This is a genomic window from Clostridium sp. AF27-5AA, from assembly GCF_003478415.1.
Lineage (GTDB): Bacteria > Bacillota > Clostridia > Lachnospirales > Lachnospiraceae > Otoolea > Otoolea fessa.
On the sequence record NZ_QUFH01000004.1, the window covers coordinates 232,809 to 245,972 of the forward strand.

Consider the following 13,164-nt stretch of genomic DNA (forward strand, 5'->3'; position numbering starts at 1 on the left):
TCATCTACTTCATTACTTTCTCCACCAGAATACTGCTTCCGATCCCTCCGGCGGCTGCCACGCAGCACATTCCCAAATGCCCATTTTTATGTTCCAGTGCTTTCATCAGATGCAGCAGAATCATTGCGCCGGAGACTCCATATGGATGCCCATAGGCAAGTGCCCCGCCCCAGATATTATAACGGTCTTCAATCCCCGGAAATGCACGTTCAAATAGAACATCAATAACGGCAAACGCTTCATTGACCTCAAAAGCATCGATCTCCTGATAAGAATGCCCCGTTTTTGCAAGTATCGCCTTAGCAGCGCTGACGGCTGATTTTGGGCTCATCATCGGATCATCCCCGATCGCTGTACCAAACCGGAAACGGCATTCTGCTTTCCGTCCCTGTTCCCGCAAAAACCGTTCCGAACAAAGTACCACAAATGCCGCGCCATCGTGCATCAGGCACGCATTTGCCGCCGTGATTTTCGTGCCATTTGGAAGCAGATACGGCAGGCGGTCGATCAGACGCTGGCTCATTGTCGGACGGATTCCCTCATCCCGGCTGCTGCCGTCGATGGAAACCGTTATATCCTCCAATATTCCCTCTTTGCGCGCCTGCGCCGCCCTCTTATGGCTCCGGAGCACCCAGGTGTCCATCTCTTCCTTAGAGACATTTTCCCGGATCGCAGTCTCCTCCGCGCCCTCTAACATAACCTGCTCGCCGCGCTTTCCCGGCACAAACTGTGCAACCGTATACACCTTTCCACCGTCATATTCCGGATGGTTCGGGGACATCATGCGGTACGGCTGTACCGAAGAACTCTCCATTCCCCCGGCAATGACCAGATCCGCCATCCCGCTCTCAATCTTGGCTGCTGCCGCGCTGATCGCCTCCAGCGCCGACCCGCACTGCAGATCCAAAGTAACTGCCGGAATCCGCTCTGGAAACCCTGCCGAAAGTGCCGCCAGACGCGTGATATTGCCGCCTCCCCCGACCGCATTTCCTCCTATTATATAGTCGATCGCATCGGTTGGAAGCTCAAATCGCGAAACCACCTCCCGCAGCACCTCTGCCCCTAGCTTTTCCGCCGGGATATGACGGTACATTCCATCTTTCACCCCGATGTAACTGCGCAAACCGCCCAGAATATATACGTGATTCATACTTTTCTCCTGTTTTTCTTCTATTCATAATTAAAATTAAAGGGATGCGGCAACGGACTCCTCATGCCTCCTGGCTGCATTTCTGCACTAAAAGGCTGATTCTGTTCACTACCACATCCCATCTTTATTTTCTATCTAATTTCCAAATAAGCCCGTCCGCTTCAGCGCCTTTCCAAGTGCTACCGCTGCCACACACTTAACGATGTCCAGCGGAATAAACGGAATTATCGACTGCACGATAACTGCACCCCACGGCTGTCCGGTCACGTGTTTCATCCAGCCTGCACCGAATGCGTAAATCACCGGAATACCAACTACAATCAGGAACGCTGTCTGGAATGCAACATTTTTCCATTTCCGGCAAAACAGGGAAATCAGAAACGCTACAACCAGAAATCCGATATAGTAACCGCCGCTCGGTCCAAGCAGTTTTCCCGGTCCTGCGCTTCCGCCGCTGAATACCGGCACGCCGCATAAGCCTAACAGCAGCCAGCTCGCCATAACTAAAATGGTATCCTGTGGTGCAATCAGCAGACCGATCAGGTTGACAATCATCGTCTGCGCTGTGATCTTTGCATCCGAAAACGGAAGCGGAATCGCAATATACGAAGACACACTGATAAGAGCCAGCATCATCGCCAAAAGTGTAAGCCGCTTCGCGCTCCATGCGCCGTGTACGTTCACTGCACTTGTCTCTGAACTCATTATATATACCTCCTCAGTGATAAAATTCTAAGCCGTGTAATGCATTTTCCTATGAATCACACACAGAGAATCTTTGCTAGAAAAGAGTATATCGGAATTTCAGTGAATTGTCAACCTTGTTTTATAAATGGTTTACATATACATCCATAGCTCCTCTGCACCCACTTTATCATCGGCATCCCTATTTTTCTGTAATCGAAAGAATTTCCTTTCCCTCTTGCTTCGCTCTCAGATACACCGCGTTTCTTCCCTCCTGCCCCGAATCCGACAGATATACCTCCTCATCAGGACGAAGTGGGGCAAGAAAACGTACTTCCAGAGCGGTCTGTCCCTTCATCCAGCCCTTCTTCCACAGACGAAGCAGACAGGCATTCATAACAAGAAACCCCGGCAGAACTGCCGCTTCTCCCTGATGGATCGGATTGGTATCTGCCGCCTCCCGGAGATATTCTTCCATCTGGCTGCGGCTAAATACCAGCGTATCATCATCCTCACTGCCCAGTTCCGTAATTGCTTTCATGAGCGGCATTTTCTCTTTTTCCGGGACAAGGACGCTCTGGCGCGGTTTTACCAGCAGCACTTCCATCTCCTCATTTTCCCGTTCCTTTTCCTCCTCCGCTGCCGCTATGCGGACCCGGATTGCCGAGCGGCCTTTTTTGATGATTTCTGGAGTTAATTTGGTATGGCAAAACTCATTCTCCCCCTGTTTGGGCTGCCAGTCCAGATGAAGTGTAGTTGTGCCTATCATCCAGCCCTCGTATCCTTCCAATGTGGAGAGAGCGCGCTCAAAGCAAAGAAGCTTCTTTTTCAATCTATCATTCACGGTATTTTCGACCTCTTCGTTATAAATTGTAAATCTGACTCGCATGCACTTTTCTCTGCTCATTATACTAGTTCTGTTCCAGAATCACAATATCCGAATCTCCCGCGTCTCCCCCTGATCCACCGGAATAAATCGGTCTTTTAAGCCCGGCGTCAGCCAGATCGTGCCTCTCTCGTCAACCAGGACTGCCTCATAGTCCTGATGTGCCGTCCAGTGTGCCGCTGCCTTTTCCCGTCCCATGACAAACAGGGCGGTCGAAAGCCCATCGCAGCGCAGCCCGCACGGTCCGATGATTGTCACAGAAATCAGCCCGCTATGCGCCGGCGTCCCGGTGGACGGATCCATGATATGCCAGTAAATCGTTCCGTCATTGTCCGTAAAATAGCGTTCATAGCCGCCGGAGGTAATGACCGCCTCATCCTGCACCCCGACTCCGCCCAGATAACCGTCGCTCTCCGGATCCTTGATACCGACATACCATTTCTCGCCATCCGGTTTCGTTCCGATCGTCTGGATATTACCTCCAAGACTGAACAACGCGCTTGTCACGCCGTCCTCCTTCATAGCCTTTACCACCTCATCCCCGGTAAATCCCTTTCCGACGCCGCCTAGATCCACCATCATTCCCGGCTCGATCGACGCCATATCTGCTCCTAAACCAACCAGACGATAATCGACCGATTTAAGCAGGCTTTCCCGCTCGTTCTCACTGGGGACCCGGTAATTTCCCGTTGTAAATCCCCAACTCCGCACAATCGGGTAAATTGATATATCAAGTGCACCATCTGTTTCCGCTCCCAGCGCCAGCGCCTCCTGCATCAGATAACGCGTATCCGCTGAAAGTTCCGCTGTTTTCTCCTGGTTCAGATGAAAAATATCGCTGTTTTCCTGCGTTGTCGAAAGCTCCCCTTCCAGCTCTTCCACCCGCCATTTCACTTTTTCCTGCAAATTTGCACTTCCGCCGTAGGCGTCAAACTGCATCACAGTATCCATCGCAAACACTGTCCAATTCTGCCCTTCTCCCGGATTCTGGTTCGAATTTGAGGGATTTTTCTCTAAATTTTCGTTTTTTTCTACTGCTGCCACATTTTCTGCCGTCTCTTCCATAGACGCAGATAAACGAGGACGGTCATTCTGGACCGCCCCCGTTTGATCCGGCTGCGATGAAGCACCGCAGCCACACAGCAGCAGGGTTAATAAAATCCACCACTTCTGTTTCAATTTTTACTCCTTTAAATACAACTACTCTTCTTCAGAAACAGACTCTTCTTTCTCAGAAGTATCGCCTTTACCTCCGTCGGATTCTTCCTTATCAGAAGTATCATCTTTTACGTCACCGGTCTCATCCTTCTTGGAATCATTGTCCTTAGATTCATCCGTTTCATTCTTCTTGGAATCGTCACCAGTTTCGCCGGATTCATCTTTCGAATCATCCTTGTCAGCATCGCCTTTATCTGAAGTTTCGTCTTTCTTCTCATCCGAAGTATCCTTGGACTCGTCCGAATCCTCTTTCTTGTCCTCGTCTACTTCCGGTGCCTTGTTCGCATCGTCTGTCTCGTTCTTCTTATCGCCATCCGGTACATCTGCCTTGTTTTCGTCATTCGTCTTCGGCTCTTCCGGTGTTTGCTCCGGTGTGGTTACTCCCTCGGTTGGGGTGGTGACGATCTCGCTTGGGAGGACTTCGTCGGCGATGAGGGTGGTCTCTTCTTTGATGAGTTTGTAATCTTCATCAATTTCAAAAGTCAGTGTTCCATATCCTGTTGCCGTAATTTCGATAGTTGTATTTCCTTCTGTACTAAATTTACTGGATGAAATCTTTAAGCTATCATTACCATTATAATTAATCGAATTCAATGCATACTGATCCTCACCCATAAAGCTTGCATATTTTGCTTTTTCATATTTATTACCATTTACTTTAACTTCGGTAACAGCATCCAGATATGCCTCCACATCTTTAACGCCATTAAAACTTACAATATAATTCGCTTTTCCATAACTATATTGTTCTTTTACAAAACTAGAAACCTCAACTTCTTTAGTTTCGGAATTTTCCACTTTAACCCGAATTGTCTGATCCTGATAACCTTCTGCCTCAATCACAATCTCAATCGCACTTCCATCTGGTCCTGCGGTTAAATCACTGGTTGTGATAATCAGTTTATTATCCTGAACTTCAAATTCAAGTTCTTCACCATCTGATGTTATCACCTTGATTGCTTTCAGGTATTTCGCAAGCTCATCCGCATTATCTTTTCCAGTCAGGGTTAAATTACCTCCCTCGGAAATCTTTTCCGGTCCAGTCAGCGTCGGTGCATCAAGAAGTTCCTTGTCATCCTGTTTGAGATTTCCATTTTTATCAACTACAATCGTTACTTTTGGATAATCCCCATCTGCATTAATCGTAATTGTGGTATCCCCATCCGTATTAAATGCACTGTCAGAAACAAGCAGGCTATCTTTGTAATTGTTATGTGCATCATCATAAATATCTGACGCATATTCCTTATCTCCTAATGTCCAGCTTGACTGTGGAGAATACGTAGTTGTTCCTACCACTACTGAATTGATGCTCTTTACATATTTTTCTAATGCTTTTTTGTAGGCAAAATCAGAAGGTTTCATACCAGTTCCATCAGAATAGGTAAACTGTATTACATATCCCTTTTCACCATATCCATTTGCCTTTCTGATTTTCGAAGCACCAATCTCAATCTCCTGCTCATCTGGGATTTCTTCCTCTTCCTTCTCAACCACAAATTTACATCTCAGGGCCTCTGTGTAGTAATTCGAACGAAGTGTCAGTTTATAAGTTCCCGGCTGAACCTGGTGAAGAATCAGCTGCGTTCCATCCTCAGATACCTCATAATATACATCATTGCTGCTGGATACACCCTTTGGATAAACATTTCTCTCAACAGCATCCTCCTCATCGGAAAGCAGAGTAACAGATTTCAGGTTCTTCAAGAAATCTCCCTCGCTGCCCTCAACGGTAAATTCAGCATCTGCAAAGTAGTATGTTTTCTTTCCATCTACTGTCTTCTTTGCTGAAAATGCATTTTTAGCATCCGCATAATCAACCTTCAGCGCCAGATCACTCTCCAGCACCTTATTATATGTAAATGCAATACTCTGGCTCTTATATCCCGTTGCATCAACAGTCAGCTTGTACTCCTCACCAGCCTTGAATACATCCGCCTCTATGGTAATGGTGCCAGCTTCTTTATCAATGGAATATTTGTCCTTGCTGAGTGCCTGCCAGTTTCCGTTGACAACGATACTCTGAACCGCCTCGATATACTCTGTATCCTCTGTCCGCAGGACTACCGGCTCGCCCTCTTTGTTCTGTACAACTGTAATCGCCGGTGCATCCTGACGGGAGAAGTTTCCATTGTACTGGATATCGCCGAGCAGACCATCTTCGAGAACCTCTTTTGCCGTTGCCGGATGGTTCGGATCCAGTGCTCCATTTTCACGGTAATCTGCAAACGGAAGAATTCTGTTCTCTTCGTATTTCTGATTCTCGCTCTTATTTACGTAGTCTGTCCATCTGAAGAAATCATCATCTCCAGTATCAAAGACTGCATCCGGAATCGCATTGTACCACCACTCCATCACTGCCTTGGACGCATCATTTTCCATCTTGGTCTGTTCAAGGAGATGTGCATTTACAAGCAGATCTGAATCAAAAATCAGGTTTGCAGAGATTGCAGAGCTTCCTGAGCTGCTGCCGCTGGAGCTTCCACTTCCGCTGGAACCAGTCGATGCGGTGCTGATACCGTCGAATCCGTATGCCGCCATTTTCTGACCATTGGTCTGTTCCTTCTCTTTTACCGGCTCTGCGCCCGTTGTCACCTTGAAGCTCTTGGAGAATGACCGAAAACCATTTGCATATACAGTGATCTTGTAATTGCCCTTGTATGGCAGATGGTCTGTATTATCATTGTACAGAACAAATAAATCCTGACTGTAGAGATACCAGTCATCGATCATCTTAAGGTCGCTTACTGTTCCGCTCGGATCTTCCAGTGTCACACGCTCGATCGGTGTCTCAATTGCGTATACCAGATCGCTGACTGCAAAATGGAGATTCTTGCCGGACTGCGGTGTTTCCTTAAGCTCCAGCGTCGGTACTGTCTCATTGACGACATGAATCGGGACGAGCGCGGAACCGCCTGCCGACGATACAACCCGCACATAATAACGTCCATTATTATAGAAATTGCTCTGTCCTGTCTGGATAGTCAGCTGTCCAACGCGTCCCTGTCCGTGCGCCACATTCTTTTCACTGTCAAATACGAGGCTTGAATTGATTGTGTTCTTCTGCTCATCGTATTCAACCAGCTCCAGTTTGCGGATGCCGTCAAACCACTCTTTTTCCTCGTCTGTATTGTAGTTAAACAGAATGGTAACGGCTGCTTTTCCATTTTCCGGAAGAACCGCATCCGGTGAATAGCTCGGATGAGTCTGTTTCTCCTCATTCAAGTTATAAGTAGTCTTTTTCGGAGAAATGCGGGGATTTCCGTTTTCATCGTAATTGGTCAGATAATAGTCCCAATAAGCAACCGGCTCATGCGTCAGAATCTTCTCAGGCAGATAGCCGTCGTTTTCCTCATATACAGCATCTTCCTGGCTCTCATTACTCAGAACCACCGTCTCTTCCTTTGCCGCATCTTCCTTGCTGCTAACGGTTACTTTGCCCGGTGTGCCAATAAGCGCCAGTTTTGCCATATGTCCGTCATCTGTGATCGGAGTTAAAAGATTGGTTACATCTTTTCCATCGACCTTAACGACCGTATTGCCTGCATTGTATCCCTCATCAAATGCGATCGGAAGCCACCAGCCCAGGGAATTTACTTCGGTAAGCTTTGTCTTCGTCTCATCTACCAGCGAAACCATCTGCGGCTTGTCTGGATTTTCAGTGTTTCCGTTATCTCCGGCATTTCCGCCATTCTGGTTTCCGTCATTCCCGGAATTACCGTTATTTCCAGAATTACTGTTATTTCCGGAATTACTGTTATTTCCAGAATTACTGTTGCTTCCAGAGCCCCCCGAATGGCTGCCGCCGGAACTGCCGGAATTCCCTGAACCGCCTCCTGATACGCTGCTTCCGTTGCCGTCTGCTGCCGGGCTGCTCGCGTAACCTCTATCTGCACGGGTCTGGACCTCTCCGTTTTCATTGACCCACTGTCCATCCTCGTTGACGCTGTAGCCGTCCGGCGTCCGACCTTCGGTGTGCATCTGACCATAGTTTTCTGCACTCAAGTTATCAAAATAATAGCATTTTCCATCAATCCACTGCCATCCGGTCACGGTCATACCTTCCGTTCCATCGGATGCAGTGCTGAAGAAATACCATTTTCCTGCATTGTCCTTCCACCAGCCGCGGCGCATCTGTCCTTCCACGCCATCGGCAGTTGTGTTCATATAGTACCGGCGTCCATCGACGGTGATCCATCCAGTCATCATCCGTCCGGTCTGCGGATCCAGATAATACCAGCCATTCTCGGTCTTAACCCATCCAGTCTTGAGCGTTCCGTCCGTTCCCTGATATTTCCAGTCCTGTCCTTCCTGAATCCAGGCGCCGGTCTGTACTCCGGACTCCGATGCCGGTCCGGTTGAAGCATAAGCAGTACCTGCCTGCGCCGCCGCTAACACGGTCACCGCTGCCAGAATTGCCTGCCGGGATCTTCCCTTACCTTTCATACATATTCCTCCATATAATCTTTTGTAATATCTTACTCTCCGCACCGGATTAGGCATCCCTAACTCAGGTGGTCGAGGAGGTTAGTATATACTAATCCAATAAAATCTGTCAATTATTTAAATCTGTTTAAAAATGAGAATTTTTATCTATTTTTTAATCGAATTTTATTCTCAATAAAGCACTGGTTTTTTAGTTGCTAAAACTAACATGCAAATTTCTTTTTCCATTCAGCACATGTTAAGTCTCATTTTGCAGCGATTTTTCCGCCTTTTTCCCTGATATTGCCTCGCTTGTCATGAATTTTAAAAAAACATATTTTGAGAATTTTTATCCATTTGCTTCATTTCGTATATTTTTATCCTTTTCGCACATACTCCATCTGTAAACATTTTGTCCCATTCCAGTCCCTTCGCGGTCACTGATATTGGCTTCTCTGATAGGAGATTTACACGATGCAGATTTCTTCATCCATTGAAAATAACCGGACTTTTTTTCAAAAAAAGCTCCGACCGGACATCAGTTTTGATGTCGTAGATCGGAACCTGATGATCGGCGGGCGCGATGCCTGCCTCTACTGTATTGATGGTTTTACCAAGGACGATACGCTTTTAAAAGTGCTGCAGGCGATGAGCAGCATTGAAACCGCCCAGATGCCTGACAATGCAAACGATTTTGCCGCCCTCTACCTCGCCTACGGCGAAATCGGGCTGGAAACGGATTCGGACGCGCTGATTATCCAGCTTCTCTCCGGTGTTCCTTTTCTTCTGATCGACGGGTATGCACAGGCACTCACAATAGACTGCCGCACCTATCCCGCCCGCGGAGTCAGCGAACCTGAAAAGGATAAGGTATTGCGCGGCTCGCGCGATGGTTTTGTCGAAACGCTTGTGTTCAATACGGCTCTGATCCGGCGGCGCATCCGCGATCCGAAGCTGCGGATGGAAATCATGAATATTGGGGAAAGTTCGCACACCGATATCGCCATCTGCTACATGGAAAACCGGGTGGACACCGAACTTTTAAACCGCATCCGCACCCGGATTCAAAAAGTGCATGTCGATGCCCTCTCGATGAACCAGGAAAGCCTTGCCGAATGTATTTATCCGCACAAATGGTTCAATCCGTTCCCAAAATTTCGTTTTTCAGAGCGTCCGGATACCTCCGCTGCCTCGATTCTGGAAGGAAATATCATCATTCTGGTGGACAATTCGCCATCCGCAATGATTCTGCCATCCTCTGTTTTCGATATCATCGAGGAAGCCGACGACTACTATTTTCCACCGCTGACCGGCACCTATCTGCGCCTGTCGCGGACGGTCATCTTTTTCCTGACCTTATTTCTGACACCGCTGTGGCTGCTTTTTATGCAGAATCCCGGCTGGATCCCGGAATGGCTCGCTTTTATCCGTGTCACCGACGAGATCCATGTGGCGCTGATCTATCAGCTTCTGATCCTGGAATTTGCCATCGATGGTCTGCGGCTCGCGGCAGTCAACACCCCCAGCATGCTGACGACACCGCTCAGTGTCATCGCCGGTATCGTGCTTGGAGAATACTCGGTCAAATCCGGCTGGTTCAACAGCGAGACGATGCTCTATATGGCGTTCGTCACGATCGCCAACTACTCGATGACGAGCTTCGAACTCGGCTACGCACTCAAATTCATGCGCGTCCTGCTCCTGATTCTGACCTTTTTCCTCAATCTCTGGGGCTTCATCGCAGGAACACTCATTGCCGTCGGCTGCCTTGTCTTTAACCGGACAATCGCCGGAAAAAGTTATATTTACCCGCTAATTCCATTTCACTGGAGTGAATTAAAAAAGCGGCTGCTCCGGAACCGGCTGCCGCATGAGGAGAAAAACGGGTAAGAATGTCGCATAAAATGTCCGCATACCCACAACTGCCCGGATGGTTCCGGGTACTGGCTGTGGTTTATGCGGACATTTTAACTTCTATATCTATCTTCTATTTTTCTTTCTTATACACTACCTCTTTCAGCACCTCCAGCGCCTCCTCATACCGCTCTGCCCCCATCGAGGCACAGGACAACAGGAGCTTCGGATATCCCTCTTGAAAATGATGCTCCTGTTTTTCCAAAAGACTCCCGACCGACTCCACCGGGCGGACGGCGACGCCTGCCTGTGCCGCACGCCCGGCAATTTCCGCCGATGTAAGCGGGCTGTCAAGCTCCATGAGAACCAGAAAACCGGCATCGCCCAGATGCGTTCGCGCTTTTTCTCCAAAAATGCGCCGCACCGCATCACACAGACACTTTGCCTTTGCCGCGTACAATTTCTTGGACTTTCGGATCTGGCTTTCCAGATGTCCGTCCCGTATAAACTGGCATAGGGCAATCTGCTCTGCCTTGGACGCCGTCTGGTTATAAAAACGCCCCCGCTCCTGATACCGTTTCAGCAGATCCGGCGGCAGGACCATGTAGCTCATGCGGATCGATGGCAGAAGCAGCCTTGAAAATGTCCCCAGATACACGACGCCCCGCCCTCCGGAAAGCCCCTGCAGGGACGGTGTCGGGCGGTTATAATAGCGGAACTCACTGTTGTAATCGTCCTCAATAATCAGCATATCCTCGCGCGCCGCATCCTTTAAAAGCTTCATCCGGTCGCCCACCGGCATGACCTCTCCCCAGACTGTCATCTGAGAAGGCGTTAAATAGCAGACACTTTTTCCCGTGGATTTCATTGCCTCTGATGTCTGTTCAAATGGCATTGTTTTCATTTCTTTTGCACATACATCTGACTTTTCCGTTCCACACAAATCCATTTTAAAGGATCCGGTCCTCATCTCATTTTTTTCCCAATACGCTCTTATATCTCCGGTCCGAAACCCATAATCCTCAAAAATCTGGCGTCCCTGCCGGAACGACGGATTAAAAAACCATGCGCTGTCCCGCTCCCGCAGCATCGGGCACAAAATATGCAAGAGACTCTGCACACCCGCCCCTACTACGATACTGTCCGGCGTACAGATCACATTGCGGTGGCGCCCCAGATACGCGCAGAGCGCCTCCCGGAATTCCCGCTCTCCCTGCGGTTCGCCATAAGAAAGCAGCCGCTCATCCTGGCGCAGGGCGCTCTTGACATAGCGCCGCCATAAATCAAACTGGAAGCTCTCCCGATCCACATTTGAAGACGCAAAATCATACCGGATTTCCGGGCGTTCCTCCTGACGCGTCACACCGTGCTCTATTTCCTCCCGGTTTGCAGCCGCCAGCACCGCATCCGTTACATAAAACCCGCTCTGCGGACGCGAAATGATATAGCCATCCGCCGCCAGCAGCATATACGCCGTCTCCACCGTCGTCCGTGAAAGCTGCAGCTGCAGGGAACATTTGCGGATCGACGGCAGCTTCGCTCCCGACTTCATCTGCCCGGACACGATCAATTCTTTGTAATATTCATATACTCTCAGATACCGGCTCTGTCCCGGTTCGCTTAAATTCAGTTCCATCGTATTTCCTCTATCTATTTATGTAAACAGCGATGCACCGCATCGATCATCCGCATCATCCCATATCCCAGACAACCGCCCATCTTTCCGTCTGCACAATATTTTTCATCTCCACCACTTGTCCCCCTTATATCCAACTGCTTTCCTCAATTATACCGTTTTCTCCTGCTTATAGGCAATCCCCAAAATTGAGTACTGTTACTGTTCACGCATACGTGCCCAGTAACGGAAATTCCGAGGAAGAAATCAAAGAGCCGCTTCTTCCTAAGAAAGAAGAAATCCCCCACATGATTCCGGCTGAAGTTGGTCTGGCATACTGCAACAAGCTTTTCTTTTTGGAAAAGCTGTTCCGTGACCTTACTCCGGAAGAGCGAAAAGACAGATGTCTGGAAACAGAAGTGCCGGTATAGGAAAGCTTTTATGCATGGTTGGAACAACTCAATCCTGTAAAAAGAAGCAAGCTGGAAAAAGCTGTGATATACGCAAAAAAACATAAAGAAACACTGCGTAATTATCTTCAGAATGGACGTTGCGAAATATCGAATAATACAGCGGAACCACTGCCTGTTTAAGGCGAAGGATACCAAGGGGCAGTGGACAATACGGTGGATTAGTGAACCTCACATGGCTAAAGTCATGTGCTTCTCGGCCGTTTTAAACGGCAAGACTAAATATCGGCGGATACGCCAGTATCTTAGAATTCGTGCGGATACGCACTTTTTCCACACCGGATACGGCTGGTTTCCACATTACAGGTAGTCCGCTGTATATCTGCCTGCGTTTATGCTGCTTTTAAGTTGTTTACTTCTACATAAAGCTTTCTTAAATCTGCATAAACACAGGAGGTTCTACGCTTCACTACAGGGACTTTTGCCTCCAGTGAAGACCTTTCCGTTTCCGGCAAGGGTTTTAAAAGTTCCCGTATAAAATATCTCGCTCCAATATTATAGGCAGCTGACAGGTCGCAGTTGTACTGTTTTCCTGTCCGGAAGGTACATAGGCTATGGTTCTCCTGATTTCTTACTACCGCTCCGCTTCCGTCACAGGCCAGCCTGCTGGTGTTCCGGGCACTGACTCTGGACACACGAATTCTGTTCCGATGTGCCTGATGTTCACACAGTTTCTGAGTATCCCGCTTTCTCCATAAATGAAGTTTTTGCTTTTTATTTCCGGATATTTTTCCCTGCATTTCCAGATACTCAAACACAATTACATCGGCCTGATACTCTGCGGCATATTTCGTGATCTCCGTAGCTATTTTGCGGGACAGCTCCATATTCAGCCTTTTTGCATAATCCCATCGGCTTTGGA

At 48.3% G+C, this 13,164-nt stretch carries 9 protein-coding genes; 2 read left to right on the forward strand and 7 right to left on the reverse strand.

Features of this window, described 5'->3' with window-relative positions; genetic code table 11:
• Positions 1-4: 4 nt before the first annotated feature.
• From DWY89_RS06460 to DWY89_RS06480, 5 genes are all read right to left on the reverse strand, one after another.
• Positions 5-1,150 carry an acetyl-CoA C-acyltransferase gene (locus DWY89_RS06460; RefSeq protein ID WP_107001661.1) on the reverse strand — a complete coding sequence of 382 codons (1,146 nt, stop codon included), beginning with the start codon at positions 1,148-1,150 and terminating at the stop codon, positions 5-7.
• 135 nt (positions 1,151-1,285) lie between these two features.
• Positions 1,286-1,855, reverse strand: a complete 570-nt coding sequence (locus DWY89_RS06465) for a biotin transporter BioY (RefSeq protein ID WP_022360190.1) — start codon at positions 1,853-1,855, stop codon at positions 1,286-1,288.
• 181 nt (positions 1,856-2,036) lie between these two features.
• Entirely contained in the window at positions 2,037-2,678 is a 642-nt protein-coding gene (locus DWY89_RS06470; protein ID WP_147353092.1) for a hypothetical protein, read from the reverse strand.
• An 84-nt stretch (positions 2,679-2,762) separates the two neighbouring features.
• Entirely contained in the window at positions 2,763-3,899 is a 1,137-nt protein-coding gene (locus DWY89_RS06475) for an FAD:protein FMN transferase (protein WP_243022767.1), read from the reverse strand.
• A 21-nt stretch (positions 3,900-3,920) separates the two neighbouring features.
• Positions 3,921-8,384: a hemoblobin-interacting domain-containing protein gene (locus tag DWY89_RS06480; protein WP_118524491.1), complete on the reverse strand. Its 4,464-nt coding sequence runs from the start codon at positions 8,382-8,384 to the stop codon at positions 3,921-3,923.
• 453 nt (positions 8,385-8,837) lie between these two features.
• Between DWY89_RS06480 and DWY89_RS06485 the strand changes: the two genes are divergently transcribed.
• Positions 8,838-10,253 carry a spore germination protein gene (locus tag DWY89_RS06485; RefSeq protein WP_022360194.1) on the forward strand — a complete coding sequence of 472 codons (1,416 nt, stop codon included), beginning with the start codon at positions 8,838-8,840 and terminating at the stop codon, positions 10,251-10,253.
• 97 nt (positions 10,254-10,350) lie between these two features.
• Here DWY89_RS06485 and DWY89_RS06490 read toward each other — a convergent pair whose 3' ends face one another.
• Positions 10,351-11,853: a PLP-dependent aminotransferase family protein gene (locus DWY89_RS06490; RefSeq protein WP_118523864.1), complete on the reverse strand. Its 1,503-nt coding sequence runs from the start codon at positions 11,851-11,853 to the stop codon at positions 10,351-10,353.
• A gap of 188 nt (positions 11,854-12,041) precedes the next feature.
• On the opposite strand from DWY89_RS06490, the gene DWY89_RS14245 reads away from it, so the two are divergent.
• The gene (locus DWY89_RS14245; protein WP_147352804.1) at positions 12,042-12,263 is read left to right on the forward strand and encodes a hypothetical protein; all 222 of its coding nucleotides are present in this window, start codon (positions 12,042-12,044) and stop codon (positions 12,261-12,263) included.
• 371 nt (positions 12,264-12,634) lie between these two features.
• Here DWY89_RS14245 and DWY89_RS06500 read toward each other — a convergent pair.
• A partial coding sequence (locus tag DWY89_RS06500) for an IS200/IS605 family accessory protein TnpB-related protein (RefSeq protein WP_243022769.1) occupies positions 12,635-13,164 on the reverse strand: 530 nt, incomplete at its 5' end.